The 16615-nt window shown below is 59.2% G+C and carries 14 protein-coding genes; 2 read left to right on the forward strand and 12 right to left on the reverse strand.

The annotated features are described in order from the left end of the window. Window positions 1-41: 41 nt before the first annotated feature. From PM3016_RS28695 to PM3016_RS28705, 4 genes are all read right to left on the reverse strand, one after another. Entirely contained in the window at window positions 42-929 is an 888-nt protein-coding gene (locus PM3016_RS28695; RefSeq protein ID WP_013919938.1) for a carbohydrate ABC transporter permease, read from the reverse strand. 82 nt (window positions 930-1011) lie between these two features. Then, entirely contained in the window at window positions 1012-2004 is a 993-nt protein-coding gene (locus PM3016_RS28700) for an ABC transporter permease (RefSeq protein ID WP_014371859.1), read from the reverse strand. A gap of 211 nt (window positions 2005-2215) precedes the next feature. Next, complete coding sequence (locus PM3016_RS40355; protein WP_238540342.1) at window positions 2216-2455, reverse strand: discoidin domain-containing protein; 240 nt, start codon at window positions 2453-2455, stop codon at window positions 2216-2218. Beyond that, entirely contained in the window at window positions 2388-5867 is a 3480-nt protein-coding gene (locus PM3016_RS28705) for a glycosyl hydrolase (protein WP_014371860.1), read from the reverse strand. The genes PM3016_RS40355 and PM3016_RS28705 overlap by 68 nt, the downstream gene beginning before the upstream one ends. A 326-nt stretch (window positions 5868-6193) precedes the next feature. Between PM3016_RS28705 and PM3016_RS28710 the strand changes: the two genes are divergently transcribed. Then, window positions 6194-6871: a cupin domain-containing protein gene (locus PM3016_RS28710; protein ID WP_013919942.1), complete on the forward strand. Its 678-nt coding sequence runs from the start codon at window positions 6194-6196 to the stop codon at window positions 6869-6871. A gap of 136 nt (window positions 6872-7007) precedes the next feature. Here PM3016_RS28710 and PM3016_RS28715 read toward each other — a convergent pair whose 3' ends face one another. Then, entirely contained in the window at window positions 7008-8075 is a 1068-nt protein-coding gene (locus tag PM3016_RS28715) for a LacI family DNA-binding transcriptional regulator (RefSeq protein WP_014371861.1), read from the reverse strand. A gap of 220 nt (window positions 8076-8295) precedes the next feature. Between PM3016_RS28715 and PM3016_RS28720 the strand changes: the two genes are divergently transcribed. Continuing rightward, window positions 8296-8781 carry a heme-degrading domain-containing protein gene (locus tag PM3016_RS28720; protein ID WP_013919944.1) on the forward strand — a complete coding sequence of 162 codons (486 nt, stop codon included), beginning with the start codon at window positions 8296-8298 and terminating at the stop codon, window positions 8779-8781. A gap of 203 nt (window positions 8782-8984) precedes the next feature. Here the strand turns inward: PM3016_RS28720 and PM3016_RS28725 are convergent, their stop codons facing one another. The 7 genes from PM3016_RS28725 to PM3016_RS28745 all read right to left on the reverse strand — a co-directional run bounded on the left by PM3016_RS28725 (window position 8985) and on the right by PM3016_RS28745 (window position 16493). After that, window positions 8985-9980, reverse strand: a complete 996-nt coding sequence (locus tag PM3016_RS28725) for a glycoside hydrolase family 43 protein (protein ID WP_014371862.1) — start codon at window positions 9978-9980, stop codon at window positions 8985-8987. A 41-nt stretch (window positions 9981-10021) separates the two neighbouring features. Continuing rightward, window positions 10022-10963: a hypothetical protein gene (locus tag PM3016_RS40360; protein ID WP_238540343.1), complete on the reverse strand. Its 942-nt coding sequence runs from the start codon at window positions 10961-10963 to the stop codon at window positions 10022-10024. After that, a complete protein-coding gene (locus tag PM3016_RS40365) occupies window positions 10878-11918 on the reverse strand; it encodes a hypothetical protein (RefSeq protein WP_238540344.1) in 1041 nt (346 codons plus the stop codon). The genes PM3016_RS40360 and PM3016_RS40365 overlap by 86 nt, the downstream gene beginning before the upstream one ends. Window positions 11919-11970: 52 nt before the next feature. Beyond that, the gene (locus tag PM3016_RS40370) at window positions 11971-12876 is read right to left on the reverse strand and encodes a beta-galactosidase (protein ID WP_238540345.1); all 906 of its coding nucleotides are present in this window, start codon (window positions 12874-12876) and stop codon (window positions 11971-11973) included. A gap of 98 nt (window positions 12877-12974) precedes the next feature. Continuing rightward, a complete protein-coding gene (locus PM3016_RS28735; RefSeq protein ID WP_014371863.1) occupies window positions 12975-14555 on the reverse strand; it encodes a DUF3502 domain-containing protein in 1581 nt (526 codons plus the stop codon). A gap of 46 nt (window positions 14556-14601) precedes the next feature. After that, window positions 14602-15507: a carbohydrate ABC transporter permease gene (locus tag PM3016_RS28740; RefSeq protein WP_013919947.1), complete on the reverse strand. Its 906-nt coding sequence runs from the start codon at window positions 15505-15507 to the stop codon at window positions 14602-14604. A gap of 14 nt (window positions 15508-15521) precedes the next feature. Next, the gene (locus PM3016_RS28745; RefSeq protein ID WP_013919948.1) at window positions 15522-16493 is read right to left on the reverse strand and encodes an ABC transporter permease; all 972 of its coding nucleotides are present in this window, start codon (window positions 16491-16493) and stop codon (window positions 15522-15524) included. Window positions 16494-16615 lie beyond the last annotated feature (122 nt).

The following is a 16615-nucleotide window of genomic DNA, read 5'->3' on the forward strand; positions in this document are numbered from 1 at the left end:
CTCATGTTTCTTATATCATCATGCCGTTCCTATCGTTAGGGCTATTCCTTCAAGGAACCGACCAGGGCGCCTTTGACGAAGTATTTTTGCAGAAAAGGATACACCAGCAGGATCGGCAGCGTCGCCACCATCATCGTCGCCATCTGCAGCGCCTTGACCGTCACCGTGTTCTGCACCATGCTCTGCGCATAGGAGTTCAGGTTCGAGACCAGCGTGGCCGTCGTGCCCGCATTGATGATCTGGACGAGCATCGTCTGCAGCGGGATCAGGTTCGGATCGTTAATGAAGACCGCAGGCGTGAACCAGTCGTTCCACAGCCCCACTGCCGTGAACAGCGAGAGCGTCGCCACCACCGGACCGGAGACCGGCAGCACGATGCGGAAGAACACGCCGTAATTCGAGCAGCCGTCGATGCGGGCCGACTCTTCCAGCCCGTCCGGCAGCTCGGCGAAGAACGTGCGGAAGATGATCATATTGTATACGGAGATCATGCCGTGGATCACCAGGAAGGCGAACGTATCGTACAGCTTCATCTGGTAGACCAGGACGAAATAGGGAATGAGCCCCCCGCTGAAGTACATCGTGATGACGCAGAGGATCATGTAGAACTTTTTGAACACGATGCCTCTCTTCGACAATCCGTAAGCGAACAGTGCCGTGAAGAACATCGAGAGCACCGTGCCCGCCGCCGTGCGGAGAATGGTAATGAGATAGGCCTGGAAGATCGCATCCTCCTGGAACACGATCCGGTAGTTCTCCAGGGTGAACTCCCTCGGCCAGAACGTCACGCCTCCAAGCGAAGTATCGCTGCCCGTATTGAACGAGATCACGAGCGAATTCCAGAACGGATAAAAGGTCAAGAACGACAGCAGCACCAGGAGCACGTAGATCGCTGCGCGTAGCGTCCGGTCATACACATTCAATTTCATGGGAAGGGATCCCTCCTTTCTATTGTCCCTGGTTTCTATTGTCCCTGGTTTCTATTGTCCCTTGGTTTCGATGTCTCCGGGGCTACCATAAGCTGGCCTTCCCCAGCTTCCTTGCCGTGTAGTTCGCGATCAGCAGAAGCAGGACCGAGATCACCGACTTGAACAGGCCTGTCGCCGTGGCATACGAATACCGCTGGTTGATGATGCCCATCTGATACACGTACGTATCGATCACTTCCGCATAAGGCATCAGGATGCCGTTGTTGAGATTCTGCGTCAGGAGCAGGATGTCCTCGAACCCGGCATGGAGGATATTGCCCACGCCCAGGATCAGGAAGATGATAATAACCGGAGCGATGCTCGGGATCGTGATGAGGAAAATCTGCTTGAACCGGCTGGCTCCGTCGAGCGATGCCGCCTCGTACAAAGCGGGGTCGATGCCTGCGATGGCCGCCAGGTAGACGATCGAGCCGAAGCCGATCTCCTTCCAGACCCCTGCCGACACGAGGATGGCCCAGAAGTATTCGGGCACCGACAGCCAGTTCACCGGCCGGTCGATCAGGGAGAGCTGCAGGAGCAGGCCGTTCACCGCCCCTCCATCTACCGCCAGCATGGAGAAGACGAGCCCCGAGACGACGACCCAGGAGATAAAATGCGGAATGTACGTGATCGTCTGCACGACCCGCTTGAAGGCCATGTTCGCCACTTCGTTCAGCATCAGGGCGAGCACGATCGGAGCGGGAAAGCCGACGGCCAGCTTCAGCAGCGAGATACAGATCGTGTTGCGCATGATGAGCCAGAACTCCGGCGACTCGAAGAACATCCGGAAATGCAGGGTGCCCACCCAGGGGCTGGCGGCAAACCCGGCGAACAAATCATATTCCTTGAAGGCCAGCAGCACGCCCCACATGGGAATATAACTGAAAATGATCAGGAACAGGATCGAAGGCAGGATCATCGACTGGTAGTCCCACTGCTGGGCGAATCGCTGCCACACGCCCGGTTCCCGCTGCTCTGCCCTCTTCGGCGCATGCACTGCGGCTCCCGGGATGCGGGTACTCCTAGCGGTTTTCATCTCTCACATCACCATCTCTATCTCTAGTAATCTTATCCTTATGGTACGGGAAAGGCGGGCGGTCAAACCAGAACAGGGATTAACGATTCTTTGTCTTAATCAACGGGAATTCCGGAGGGCGCTGCATGGACGCAAAAAGCACCGGACGGAGCGCGGATCTTCTAGGGCGCTCCGCCCGGTGCTCGGGCTGAATCAGAACATGGGACCAGCCTTAGGACTGCGTGCCGTACACTTCGAAGTCAAAGAGGGAGTAGCCGAACGGCAGGGCGCGGGCCGTGCCGAGCAGGCGGACATAGCGTCCTCTGCCCGTGACGTTCACGTCGTCCACGCCTCCGTCACCGGCTGCTGTGACGAAGACATCCTTGCCCGTCCAGCTGTTCGGATCATCGGAGATCTGCAGCTTGTAGCCCTTGGCATACGCCGCTTCCCAGTTCAGCTTGATCCGGCTCACGTTGTACGAAGCGCCGAGGTCGACATACGATCCACTCGGCATCGTTCCATTCGGAAGCCCAGCGGGTGGAAGCATTCCCGTCCGTAGCCTGGGAGGCCGCATAGCCGGCTTCCGACGACGAGGCGGCCGCCGTCTTGTTCAGTGCCACGTTCGCCGGCTGCTGCGTGCCGCCGCTGCTGGTCATCGGGTTCACGGAGACGAGCGACTTGGGAGCAACGGTAGCCGTACCGGTCACACCGGAAGCGTTCCGGAACGTAACGGTCACCGGAGCGTCGGTCGGATTCCATACCTGTGCCGTGTACGTGGTGCCCTTTTTATACACGGTAGCCGAAGACCAGCCTGTCGCCCACACGTCCTTCGTCCGGTGGCCCAAGGAGGCCAGCGCGTGGACGAAGTAGTACGTATTGAACGCCTCGTTCTGCTGCAGCACCGCGGGGTTCCACTTGGCAAGGACCGCCTGCGGATCGCTCAGCGCCTGGATCGGCCAGACAATATGCTGCCAATCGGTTTCCGGCCCTCCGTTATCGGTGACGAAGCCCTGGTACAGCGACGCCGCCTTGGCCGGATCGAAGCCGTAGCTCGTCAGGTACTCGGAGGTCGGGAGCCAGTGAATCCCGTAGACATAGACCGGGTTGCCGTTGAAGAACGTGCCGAAGAATTGGGACGAGCCGTAGATCTGCCCGACCGACTTGTGCTTGTACTCCGGAATCCAGTTGTCGTTATCATAGTTGAACCAGTACTGCTCCACCGCCTTGAGCTCCGTGGTGAAGCCCCAGATGGCGGCATCGCGGTAAGTCTTATTGCCCTTCAGGATGCTCCACATGTACTGGCCGACCCAGCCGAACAGGGACTCGCCGGCCGCTTCCTGGTTGTTGCCGTTATCCTGGTCGGCATAGCCGCCCGCCCAGGAGTGGCCCGCATACGGGTCGAAGCTGCGGAAGAACGGATACTGAGCGTCTGTGCGTGATGGGTTCGCGTAGTCACGGATAAGCTGCTCGACCATTCCGCCGTAGCGGGTCTCGAAGTCTTTGTCATACGTAGCGAGCACCGCCGACGCGAAGACGAAATAACCGTACGTGAAGTGGTGGTCCGTAATCCCTACGTTGGCGCCGAACTCGCTGTTCTTGTAGTACATCGTGCCCCAGTCGTCGTTATAGTACAGGAAGTAGCTGGGCTCCCCTTCCGTATAGGTGTACCAGTCCGTCAGCGCCGTCTTCAGGCGGGCCAGGAACTTGGACTTGTACGCCGCGTCGCCGATCTGGTCGGCGATCAGGACACCCATCGCGAGCGGATGCAGGGTCTTGCCCTGCCAGTAGGCATCGGCCTTCATGAGCTCCTCCGTCGTATCCGTCGATTGGTCGAGGATGCCGAGCTGCTGGATGAGCTGCTGGCGGGAGTAGCCTCCGTCATTCGGCTCCGTGAACTGCGGCACGATGCCGTAGAACTTGTCATTCGTCTTGAAGCTGTTGCCTTCGCTGACCTTCAGCGTCCCCCGGATGGACGGGTACGTCATGTCCGTGAGCGGCGTCGAGGCAATCTTCCACTGGTGCGGTGCCAGCGTCATCAGCGTCGTGTTCGGGAAGCCCGAGCGCCTCAGTGTCGTGGTCGTATTGAAGGTCGTCTCCACCGCCGAAGTCGACTCGTTGAACGTGTAGCCCACCTTCGTATCGGTTACGAAGGCGTACCCGTGCTGGTAGAAGTAGTTCAGCTTATCGGCCGATGGGAGCGCAGCCAAGGACAAGTAGTTCTGGCCGCTCGGGAGCGTGATCTTGATCTTGGGCCCTATCCGCTTGAATACCGTGCCCGCCGGCGCATTCAGCGCGTAATAGCGCTTCACCTGTGCCGGATTGGGAGCACCATCCGTGTTCGTGACCTCGATCCCGATGTGATCGGCCGTCAGGGTGGCCCCGTCCGCCGCCAGCACAGCCGCGTTCGCATCGTTGAACAGCCGCGTAACCGCGGGCGCATAGATCTCGGCCGAATTCGGATCGCTGAACTGGGCGTAGATGTAAGGCGAGCCCTTCACGAAGGTGACCTTCATCTTGTCCTCGGTCTGGCTGTCGCTGAGTACGGTGTCCACGGAATAGTCCCCGTAGGAGACTACGCGGTTCGACATCGAAGACGTATTAATGTTCGAAGCCATCAGCGTCAGGTCGAAGTTCGTGCCGGTCTCGACGGCCTTGCCGTCGGAGGTAATCCAGCCGCTCCCCGGGGTCATGACGCCGAGTCCCTGGGATTGGAACTTGGACTTGAGGGGCAGCGTGATGATGCCGTTCCCCAGCTTATTGATGAACAGCGACTGCCACCAGTCGTTGGAAGGCAGCGGCTTCTGCAGGCTGTCCGACTTGTACAGCGGATACTTCGGCTGAGGCATCGTGATGTCATTGCGCAGGTAACTGCCGGAGCCTTCCGTCACCACCGACTTGGCCGGCAGCGGCGTGATCGGATAAACAGGCTTCGGATCGCCGTTCACGTAGTCATACACCTGGAATTCAAAGAGGGAGTAGCCGAAGCTCGTCGCTCTCGAAATGCCCTGCATCCGCACGTAGCGGCCCGTCGCGAAGACCGGGATGTTCTGCACCCCGCCCTGGCCCTTCATCTCGCGGTAGATCGTAGTCCACTGGTTCCCATCAGCCGACACCTGCAGATCGAAGGCCCGTCCGGCCGCCGCTTCCCAGTCGAGAATAATGCGTCCGATCGTACGCTGGCTTCCGAGGTCCACCTGGTAGTATTCGTTGTCCGTCGGGTTCGAGGACCAGCGCGTCTGGCGGCTGCCGTCCACGCCGTTCTCCGGCAGGGTCGAGCCCGGGGGCAGATAATCCGACTGCTCGTAGGACGAAACTTTCACCGGCCGGTTCAGCGCCACGTTCGGGCCGAGATTCACCGGCGGCGGATTGACGCCGCCCGTGCCGTACACCTCGAATTCGAGAATGGAATAGCCGTAATTCGATAGCGCTCTCTCCGTTCCCAGCACCCGGACATACCGCCCCGAGCCGCTGAGGGTTACTTCATCGACCCCGCCGTCTCCGGTCGCAGTGGAATATACATCGGTCCAGGTCGACTCGTCATTCGATACCTGGATCTTATACGACTTGGCGAAAGCCCCTTCCCAGCGGATGACTACGCGGCTGATCGCCGCCTGTGCCCCGAGATCGGTATAGATCCACTGCGGGTCGGCGCCCCACTGGCTCGACCAGCGGGAAGACGTCGAGCCGTCCACCGCCAGGTCCGGCGTGTTGGCCCCTTCCACCGAAGAAGCGTAGACCGTCCGGTTCTGGGAAAGCAGATACGGCTCCGCCGCCCGGGCGGACTGCGGGTGGGACAGGGACAAGGGACTCAGCGCCGTCAGCAGAGCGAGGGTCGATAACACGGAGCGCTTGGCTCCGCGCAGCGTCATGCGGTGTTTCTTCAATCTTTTCTCCTCCTTAGGGATCGGATATGGAATAAGGACTGCATCATCTAGGCCCCCGGGCTTCCGGGCCGCCGGACACCCCTCCCTCTGTTACTCAAGCTAGTATCATCATAAAACGGGCGGCCATGCTTGAACACGTCAGCGATCAACGATTGCTAGTACATATTAATGATGCTGCTTCCGGTCCCCGTTCCTCTCCGCCTCCGGCGTGCTCTCCTGTCTTCGTCGACCGGTAACCATCCCTTGGGCGGATGCATACCCTGCCTAGGTAGATTCCCATTCCGATTCATACAGGGGTCGACTCCAATGAAGGGCAGGAATTCAAGATGCCGATGACACCGGACCCAGACTTCTCGTCGCCGTCCGCACAGTTCTTTTTTGACCTCAGCCAGGACCTGTACTTCCGCAAAGACGCCCGCAACTTTATCAACCGCCTGTCGGTGAAGGACCTGAATACCCTCGGCGGGGTGTCTCTGCTCGATATCTACCTCGATACGGGGAATGTCGTCGAGCCGCATATTCACCAGAACGCCTCCGAACTGGTGTATGTCATCACGGGCTCCGCCGTCATCTCGCTGATCAATCCGTTCACGAACGAGCTGCTGAACTACACGGCCGGGCCGGGACAGGTCGTCAACATTCCTCAGGGCTGGTGGCATTACGAGGTCGCTTCCGCGGACGGCACACACCTGCTTGCGATCTTCGATTCCAAGGTGCCGGAAGCGATCTTCGGCTCGGACATTCTCCGGCTGACGCCGTCCGGGGTGTGGGCGCATACGTACGGCCTCGATCAAGCCCAGGTGGCTGCGGCCTTCGCTCCCATCACCGGCACGACGATCATCGGTCCGCCGCTCCCCGGCCAGCAGACGACGAAGCCGATGCCTTATGTGCCTTACGGCTCCCCGCGCCAGCCCGTGTATGCGGAGCAGGCCGCCCACTACCAGCGCCCCGCCTATCCGGCCCCTTACCTGGCGCAGGGGTACGGCTGGCCTTATCCCTACTGAGGAAAAGGGGGTGCCTGACCCTGCCTCACCGGCTGCATCCGGCAGCACAAACACCCCTGGAAACCCGTTCCAGGGGTGTTTGCCTTTTGCTTTTTTCTTCGACCGGCCCCTTCGGAGCTTCGGCGCCGCCGGGGCTCTACACCTCAGCCTCCGCCGTCTTCGCCGCACCGGCCGAGGACTCCCGGTACATGACTTCGCCGGCGATCAGCAGCTTCTCCGTCGCATCCTGATCCTTGCTCACCCGCTCGAGCAGCTTCTCTACAGCCCGGGAGCCCATCAGTTCCTTCGGCACGTTCACCGTCGTCAAGGAAGGCGAGGTCTGATACGACCTCTCGATGTTATCGAAGCCGGTCACGGACACCTCCTGGGGCACCTTAATCCCCATCCGCTGGAGCACCTCGATCGTATCGAGCGCGATCGTATCGTTCGCACAGACGAGGGCCGTCGGCAGGGCCTTCCGGCGCAGCGCTTCCACCGCTTCCTGAATCTGTGTCGTGAAGCCTTCATAGCCTTCCAGCCGGATCAGCAGCGAAGCCGGGGAATCCGGAGCCAGCCCCTGCTCCTCCACCGCACTGCGGAAGCCGGTCCACCGGTCGTAGAAGCTGCGGGAATAGCGCGGATCGCCCACGAAGAGCAGGTGCTTGTGTCCGATCCCGATCAGGTAATTCGTCAGCCGGTGCATCGAGTCGTAGTTGTTCACGAACACCGTATCCGATGGAATCAGTCCGTCTTCATGATCCACCAGGATAAAAGGAACGCCCAGCCGGTGTACCTCCAGCAGCACCGAGCTCGAGATCTCACCGACCCCGATCAGGCCGAGAATGCCGCTTGGATTCAGCGCCTGCAGGAAGTGGTCCGCACTCTGCTCCATCACGATCATCATGCCGAGCCCGGCCGCTTCCAGCCTCGCCGAGATCCCGTCCAGAATCCGTCCCCAGTATACGGACTCCTTCGTCTGGAACCGGACGTTTGGCATCAGCACGAGAACCGACTGCTTCGTCCCCCCGTCCTGGGTCGATTCCGCCGGCTTCGGCGGGAGATAGGGGTTCATTTTGCTGAAATATCCGAGCTGCGAAGCCGCCTTGATCACTTTCTCTTTCGTCGCCTCGCTGACTCCGCCCTTGCCCGACAGCGCCTTCGACACCACGAATTTGGACACGCCCATATAATCCGCAATCTGCTGCATGGTTACTTTTTTTGCCATCCGTCTGCACCAACCCATATTGTATCGATAAGATTAGTCCATTATAACACGGTTAGCCAAACAATCCTAACAAATTAAGATCAAAATCGGATTAAGATCAAAATCGGAACAGCCCTCTTCCTATAAAGTAAAGGCGCCGGGCATCCCAAGCTGTTATACTGAATTGGAGCTGTACCTTATCCAACATTTGATATCCGGGAACCAAAGGAGCTGAAGGACCATGCTGGAGCTGGAACGGAAAGTGAAAGAAATGGAAGAGCAGGAACGGGTCTTTCAATTCGAGGAGTTTACCCATGAGACGGCGCTGGAGCTCGGGCTCCTGCTCGTCCAGGAAGCCAAACGCAGCGGCGTGCGGGTTACGGTGGATATCACACGCTCGGGGCAGCGATTGTTCCTTCATGCCATGGAAGGCACTACGGTGGGCAATGAGGATTGGATCCGGCGCAAGAACAATCTCACCGGACGCTTCGGCCGAAGCTCCTGGCATACCGCTATGCGCCTACGTCTTCAAGGGGAAGAGCTCGAGAGGGACTACGGACTCCCGGTCAAGGATTATGCGGCGGCCGGAGGCTCTTTTCCCCTCCACGTCAAAGGGGAAGGTATTCTTGGCACCATCACCGTATCGGGCCTGCCCGACCAAGAGGATCATGATCTGGTGATCGGTGCGCTGCAGAAATATTTCGATGGCCTCCGCCAGCCGGAATGAGGCTGTTCCTCCCCGGAGCAGAGTCCTGAGCCCCTGGTTCACCACCGATACCTGCAGCCTGCTCAAACGACGAAGAGCACTCCGCCGACGCGATCGGCGAGGTGCTCTCTTTTTCATTATGCCGGTTCGGGAAACGGCATCGGCCAGCAGCCTGCGCTGTCCGTAACCTGTACAGTCCCCCCTCCTCACACGGACGCCTCCTCCTACCCATGGAGATCCTCCCGTGCCGCCACAACCCGGAACCGGTCCCCCGCATCCTCCATCTCGTACAGCTTGCACCGGGAATCCGGCATGGGGAACGGTTGATGGAGGATCAGCATCCACGTCCCCTCGAAGGTGCGGAACAGCATGCCGTGTCCGCTGTCCCCCCGGACGAGAGGCTCCAGCTGCTCCCAGGGCCCCTTCAGGCTGCCGGATACGGAACGGGCTTGCGTCTGCACATACTGCCCCTGATCATAGCTGGACCACAGCATCACCAGGTGACCGCCCCGGGTCCGGTAGAGCTGGCAGCCATCCGTAACATAGATGCTCCCCTCCACTCCGGGTGTCCGTTCCGCCGTATCCCAGGACGCTTCCGACGCTTGGAACAGGTGGACCGGCTCCCCGGCCGCCCGCGACAAATCCGCTCTAAGGGGAACGGCTTCGACCGTGCCGTCCCTCATCTGGATCCACTCATGACAGTAGACCATCCACGGTCTGCCCTCCTCGTCGATATACAGCGTCCCGTCCAGTGTCATGAGCGAGGAGTGCACGGCGGGCCCATCCGGCTGAAGCAGTTCGAAGGGTCCTTCCAGCGAGGAGCTCACCGCCACCGCCGTTCCACGCCAGTGATTCGGCATGGGGATCAGCGGGGAATCCGGGAGCCTCCGGTCGTTATTGTGCAGCGTAACCAATAGGTAGTAGCTTCCCTTATACGCATGAACCTCCGGCGCCCAGGCTCCGTGCCGGGGATTCGCCCACACGCCGTCCGGAACCGTGAAGACGACATAGGGCCCCTCCCAGTGCCGGAGATCCGCGCTTTTGTAGGTCACCACCCCGCATCTCTTCATCCCGTGGAGCTGCGGCCCGCTGCCGGTGTACAAATAGTACGTGCCGCTCTCCCGATCCGCCACCACAAAGGGATCATGCGCCGGAATGTCGCTCAGCCGCAGGCCCTGCTTGGGATGGGCGGTATCCGAAGCTTCGTTGTAGATGTTCATAGGACTCTCCTCACCTTCCGCTTGCCCTGATTCCTCTGCTGCTAGACCGGCATGAACGCAACCCGCCGGAGCTCCGCATCGTCTCCTGCTCCTTCTACCAGCAGGGACAGCCGGCTGCTTCCCTCCCGGTACCAGGGCTCCGGCAAATAGATCACGTCCTGTCCTCCCCCGGTCATATGCGGCCTTACTCCCGCGCCTTCGAGCCAGACCCTCCCAACCAGATGGCCGTTAAAAAAGGCGGTGATCTTCATGCTGCGGCCTTCGCACCTCAGCTTGCGGCACTTGGCAGCCAGGCCCGCAGGCAGCTCGGTCTGCAGCCAGGCCCATTCCCCGGGCAATAACGGCACCGGCAGCTCGCAGGCTGCGGCCTGGCCGGCAGCCTCCTCCGAGGCTTGCCACAGCTGCTCCTCCTGGCATCCCGCGACCCGCCAATGCACGGCATCGCTGCCTTCGTAGAGCATCACCCTGCCTGCCGCCTGATGGTCACGGCGCTCCAGATACAGGGCGATTTCGATCTCCCCGTCCCGGTCTATATAAGGGGTCAGATCGACAAACGGAAGGCTCTGCACGATCTCACCCGCATACTGACGGTTTACATACACACGAACCACACATGCCGCCCCCGGCACGTGAAGCACCCACCGGTCTGCATCTGCGGAAGCCGTGAAGGTCTTCCAATAGATCCCCGACTCCGGCAGGCGCGTCGTCATCCAGCCGCCCCAGCTTTGAATCGAGCAGAACCCCGGGTCCAGCTCACCGGCGGCTAAAGGCTCGCCGGCCTGCTTCGGAGAGCAGGTCTGAAAGTTCCAGTTGGACATGGGGCTCACCTGCCTCGTGACCATGACCGCACGGCTTAAACCCTTCAGAGCGTTCAATCTCAGTCCCGGCAGGATACTGTCATCGAAGTTGGTGTGGCCCCAGATTTCCGCACGGATCAAGAGATCGGGATACCACCGCCGGCGGGTCGAGCGGAATGTAGGCATGGCCTCCGCCCGGAATGACCGTGCCGGCGTAGGTCCCATCCGTATACACGCTCAGAATATCGCCCGCATCCTGGAGCAGTACGCCGACCACCGGCTGCTTAGCCGGCTCCCGCCGTTTGGCTTCGTACCACGCCATCCCCCGGTATATGCCGGCTTCCTCCAGGTGCACGGCCTGATCCCCAAGCTCCAGCCACCGCTGCGGCAGGGCGGCGCCTCCGAGCGGAAGCGTCACCTTCCTCCAGTTCAGGGTCTCCGCCTCCGCGACCGACTCCGATGCCTCTCCTTCTCCTGCGGTCTCCTCCTCAAACCGCAGCTCACCGCCCGGTAAGATCTCGAGCAGCCGTGACGCCCGATGTCTCTCCAGCAGCCGGATTTCGAGGAGGCTGCCGTCCCCCAAGCGGATTTCCGTGCATCCCTCTGCTCCCGGTCGGTAACACAGCACAAGCTCCTGCTCATTGCGGTACACCTCCGCTCCGCCATCTGCCACGACGGCGGCATCCGGTACGCTCAGCGCGATCTCGGATTCGGCATCCTTCTCCGCCGTCAGGACGAGGATCAGCTTCTGCTCCGATGACCGGACCGCCGCCGGTTCGGCAGTCGAGTAGCGGAGTCTGCCCTCGAGACCCCAGTGCTGTAACGGGAACTCGTACAGAAGCAGCGGGCATCGGTCTGGGGCAAGCCGGAGTGAGGTATATTGAGGAATGACCTGCCCATCGCCATGAAGCGCTGCGCTCCCGTCCTTCCCGTCCACATTCGGCAGGGCGATCACGTACCCGCCTCCATCCAGCGCAAGCACATAACGCATTCCGGCACTCACCGTCAGATCCGTTTGAACGGAGAAGAAGCTCGGAACAGTCGCCGCCTTGGCCAGACTGCTTCCCATGGACCGCAGGAAGCCTCCCAGCAGCCTGCCTTCATAGAACTCCTCGCGCTTGGCTCCCCCGGGGGTGATCATCCCGTGAAAGTCATAGTCAGAGGTCAGGAAGGCCAGCGGCTTCCCCCAATTGTTAATCGCGTTCGTGAAACCAAAATCGGTGCCCGATGCCTGGAGGTAGGGGCCCAGCAGCTTGGCTCCGCCCGCGAGCTAGCCGGCGAAGCAAAAAGTGGGAGCGGTTCGTCTCCGTGACGCACAAGGGATACCCCCGGCCCCCGAGCGTCTGCGCATACCGGACCACCTTATCCTCGAATGCCGGCTCCCTGTCGTTCGGATAAAAATTGCATGTCGGCATGACGCCTTCCGCATGCCCGGTTGCCCGGTACAGGTCTCCCTGGCCCGCGCAGGCAAACAGCGGAACGCTGACCCCGTAAGCGAGGGCCATATCGCGCAGCGCGGATATATAGCCGGACGGGTCCTGACAATCATAGAAATCAAGCTCATTATCCAGCTGTACGGCGATCACCGTCCCATCCTTCCCCAGCTCGAAGCGGCTCAGGATGGGCAGGATTCGGCTGAACCACCGGTCTGTTGCCCGGAGGAAATTCGGATCGTTGTCCCTCAGCCGCATTGACCGGTCCGTCAACAGGTGGGCAGGCAGTGCGCCGCCGTCCCACTCCGAGCAGATATAAGGCCCCGGACGGGCCACGACCCATAAGCCTTCCTCCGCCGCAAGCTTCAGGAAAGCCTCGACATCACGTTCGCCGCCGAAATCCCAGACTCCCGGCTCCCGCTCATGGTGATTCCAGGGAAAGTACACATCGATGGCGTTATAACCCGCCTCCCTTACCTTGTGCAGCCGGTCCTTCCACAAGCCTCTCGGGATCCGAAAGTAGAAGAGGGAGCTGCACAGCAGGATCACCGGAGTCCCCCCGATATAAACCGCATCCCGTTCAAACCGGACGTTCGGATCCACGCTCCCCTTTTGTCCTGCCTCATGGGTCACATTCCGTTCGTTCACCGTATTCATTTCATTCATTGTACCCATCTTCCTCCTGTCTCCCCTTCCTGCATCCCACGAGAGAAGGGCTGTCTCCCGTCAGCAAGATCAGCCCTTCCGCCCAGTATCCTATCCGGTTATTTGCTTTCGACCAGCTTCTTGTATTCGTCGAGCTGTCTCTGCACCTCGGCCATCACCTTATCGTATCCGGCCGCCTTCAGCTTGCTGCGGAGGTCCTCCACCGCCTTGACCGGATCTCCCGCTTTGCCGTAGGCAATGGCCGGCCCCATCTGAGAGGTCACCTGCGACATGGCGGTCAGCTGCGGATCGATCTTCGACTTGTCGAGTACGAACCGGCCGTACGGGTAAGGCTTCTTGATCCCGTCATATTTCTTGTAGATGTCCTTGATGCCGTCCCAGGTCGTTGCGCTCGGAATCTCGAGACGGTCCACACGGCCGCCCCAGAAGTTCGAAGAGAACCCGTCCCGTGTCGCATCGTAGCCTTCCGGCTGGGCGCGCTTGCCGTCCTTGATCACATACTGCACGCCTTCGATGCCGTAGTTCATCAGATAATAGACTTCCTTGTTCTGGCGAATGAGCTCATAGGCCATCAGGGCGCGCTCCGGATGCTTGCTCTTCGCTCCGACCGCGGTGGCGCCGTGGGTGATCGGCTGCGAGATCAGATTGCCGCGCGTGTCGGACCAGGCGAACATCTGAAGCTCGGAGCCCGGCTGCTTCGCGTCCATCTCGGTCCGCAGTCCGCTGAACGTCTGGGTATGATGCTGGTCCGCGCCTGTCTGTCCGGCCTTCAGTTCATCCCTCACGTTGCCCTTGTAGTTCAGCACGTCTTCCCGCCAGTAGCCCCGGTCGGCCCAGGCCTTCATCATCTTCGCGAAGTCCACGAAGGTATCGTCGAAGATCGGGCTGTGAGCCGTGTATCTTTCGTCATAGGATTTGCCCCATACCACAGGGAGATAACCTGTCGGAACCGCCAGCTCAATCGCGTCCGTCTTGGACTGAATGAAGCCCTTGGCATGCTCGCCGTTCGTTCCGTTGGAATCCCAAGGGATGACATCCGGCTTCTTGTCTTTGATTCCCTGGAAGTACTTGCCCATGGTTTCAAAATCCTTGATCGGCTCCGTGATTCCGAACTCCTTCGCCCAGTCCCCCCGGTAGAAGAAACCGTGATTGACCCACTGGGTATAGCTGTTCTCCGGGATCATGTAGATCTTGTCCTTGTATTTGGTCTGATCCCATTCCTCCGGCTTGATCTCCTTCCAGGTCTCCGGCGCATACTTGGGCAGCAGCTGATCGAGGGGCAGGAAGGCGCCCTTCTGGGCATTAGGCCACGCATCCAGCCAGTCCGTCGCCGTCGTGATCAGATCCACGGGCTCGCCGGAAGCCAGCAGCAGGTTATATTTGGTCTGCCAATCCGCCCATTCCACCCACTTGAGCTCCAGCTTGGCATTGATCTTCTCCTTCATGATGACGTTAATCTTCTCCAGCACCTTCTCGACCTGGCCGTTCTTCGGTTTGTCGCCAAGCATGACGTAGGTAATCGTCTCGAACTTCGAAGTGTCCGCCTGTCCGGAATCCGCCGTACCCGCCGGGCCGGGGGCCGCTTTGCCGGATTCCGAATTGCCGCCTCCGGAACAAGCCGTCAGGCTTACCGCCATCACCGCGGACAGCAGGGTCATACCGATTTTTCTGGTTACCATGTTATTGCCTCCCCATTCGTTATCCATTCTTGGCGAAACCGCCAGTTCACCCTTTTACCGCCCCAACCGTAATGCCTTGGATAAAATAACGCTGAACAAACGGGTAGAACAGGATCACCGGGCCCGTTGCGACTACGGCCGTCGCCATCTTCATGGACTCCAGAGGGACATCCCGAAGAGGCACATTGGAAGCGGCAGCGGAGTTCCGTATGAAATCCGCCGAGGTGACCACATTGTACAGGAACAGCTGCAGCGGCCTGTACTTCATATCCGGGGACAAGAAGAGCATGGAATTGTACCATTCGTTCCAATACCCCAGAGCAATGAACAATCCGATCGTAGCGAGAGCGGGAGTCGACATGGGCAGAATCAGGCGCATGAAGATGGTGAAATCCCCGGCCCCGTCGATCTTCGCCGATTCCGTAATCGCATGCGGGATCGATTGGGTGAAGCTCTTCATCATGATGATCAGGAAGGGACTGAGCAGTCCCGGCAGCAGGACGGCGAGATAGTTATCCTTCAAGTGAAGATACTGGGTGATGAGCAGATAGAAAGGAACAATGCCCCCGGAGAACAGGGTGGTGAAGTAGATAAAGAAGGAAATCTTGTTCCGGAAGTGAAAATCCGGCCTTTGCAGCGCATATCCCGTCATCGCGACCAGGAACAGGCCTACGGCCGTTCCGACCAGCGTAATGCCCAGGGTGACGATATACGAGCCGATAATGAGCTCCGGGTTCTCGAAGACGATCCGGTACGCATAGGTGCTGAATTCCTTGGGCCACAGATTAAAGCCGTTCTTGAGGATGGAAGCTTCCGAGGTGAGGGAGGTGGCCACAATCAGCACAAAGGGAAGCAGGCAGCTTACCGCAAGCAATGCGATAAACACATAAGAGACGATCCGGATGATCAGGGACGAACGGTCCGTATGCCTTACATTCATGGAAGCTTGCACAGCTGAACCTCCTCTCAGAATAAGGAATTATCGGGCGAGAACTTCTTCACGAGCCAGTTGGCGGTCAGCACGAAGGCGAAGCCGAACAAGGACTGGTACAAGCTCACGGCACTGCCCATGGAGAAGTTGAAATTGTTCATCAGGGAGCGGAAGACAAAGGTCTCGATAATATCCGTCGTGCTGTACAGCATCGTGTTATTGGCTCCGACAAGGTTATAAAATAAGCCGAAGTTGCCTCTCAACACGCCGCCCAGAGAGAACAGAAGGAGGATGATGAATGTCGGCTTGAGCCAAGGGAGAATGATGTACCGGATGCGCTGAAAGCCGTTCGCCCCGTCGATCTCCGCCGCTTCCACGATCTCGGAGTCAAGTCCCATGATGGCGGCAAAATATACGATGGACCCGTACCCGGTGGACTGCCACAGGTAGGTAAGAATGATAATGTAAGGCCAGATGCCGGGGTTCGAGTAGGTCTTCACGGGCTCCATGCCCATCGACTTCAGGATGCTGTTGAGCAGACCGTAATCAAAGCTCAAGATGTTATAAGCAATCAGGCCGATCAGGACCGCAGAAATAAAGTGGGGAAGAAACATGAGAGTCTGGGATACTTTCTTGAAAAATTTGCTCCGCAGCTCGTTCAGCATGATGGCCACGAAGATCTGAAGGGCATTGCCAAGCAGGATAAAGGCCAGATTATAGGCTACGGTATTGAAGGTTAATCTCCACAGGTCCCCTGATTCCACGAGAAACCGGAAGTTGTCGAGCCCGATGAACTCACTGCCGAAGATGCCGTCGGTATAATTGTAGTTGATGAAGGCCAGATACAAGCCCGGCATCGGCAGATAAGAGAACAGGATAAAGAACAGGACGGCCGGCAGGCACATCATGAGCAGCGTCCGGTTATTCCGCAGTTTCCGCCAAAACGTAAACTGGTTCTGCTTGGTCAGGGCCGACGGTACGGACGGCTCAGCAAACGCTCGATTCATATCGGTTCCCCCTTTGCCATAGTTATGAACTTCCTGAAACCCGTTTCATGAAATGGGTTTCATTAGTTGCAAAAAAAGAGATGGTGCATCATGTCGGGCAGGAACAATCCCGCTGCTATCAC

Origin of the sequence: Paenibacillus mucilaginosus 3016, assembly GCF_000250655.1 — a bacterium.
Lineage (GTDB): Bacteria > Bacillota > Bacilli > Paenibacillales > NBRC-103111 > Paenibacillus_G > Paenibacillus_G mucilaginosus.

Bases quoted from the DNA above. Each gene is read 5' to 3' on its own strand.
- PM3016_RS28695 (WP_013919938.1), bottom strand. From the start codon at position 929: ATGAAATTGAATGTGTATGACCGGACGCTACGCGCAGCGATCTACGTG.
- PM3016_RS28700 (WP_014371859.1), bottom strand. From the start codon at position 2,004: ATGAAAACCGCTAGGAGTACCCGCATCCCGGGAGCCGCAGTGCATGCG.
- PM3016_RS28710 (WP_013919942.1), top strand. From the start codon at position 6,194: ATGCCGATGACACCGGACCCAGACTTCTCGTCGCCGTCCGCACAGTTC.
- PM3016_RS28715 (WP_014371861.1), bottom strand. From the start codon at position 8,075: ATGGCAAAAAAAGTAACCATGCAGCAGATTGCGGATTATATGGGCGTG.
- PM3016_RS28720 (WP_013919944.1), top strand. From the start codon at position 8,296: ATGCTGGAGCTGGAACGGAAAGTGAAAGAAATGGAAGAGCAGGAACGG.
- PM3016_RS28725 (WP_014371862.1), bottom strand. From the start codon at position 9,980: ATGAACATCTACAACGAAGCTTCGGATACCGCCCATCCCAAGCAGGGC.
- PM3016_RS40360 (WP_238540343.1), bottom strand. From the start codon at position 10,963: ATGCCTACATTCCGCTCGACCCGCCGGCGGTGGTATCCCGATCTCTTG.
- PM3016_RS40365 (WP_238540344.1), bottom strand. From the start codon at position 11,918: ATGATCACCCCCGGGGGAGCCAAGCGCGAGGAGTTCTATGAAGGCAGG.
- PM3016_RS40370 (WP_238540345.1), bottom strand. From the start codon at position 12,876: ATGAATGAAATGAATACGGTGAACGAACGGAATGTGACCCATGAGGCA.
- PM3016_RS28735 (WP_014371863.1), bottom strand. From the start codon at position 14,555: ATGGTAACCAGAAAAATCGGTATGACCCTGCTGTCCGCGGTGATGGCG.
- PM3016_RS28745 (WP_013919948.1), bottom strand. From the start codon at position 16,493: ATGAATCGAGCGTTTGCTGAGCCGTCCGTACCGTCGGCCCTGACCAAG.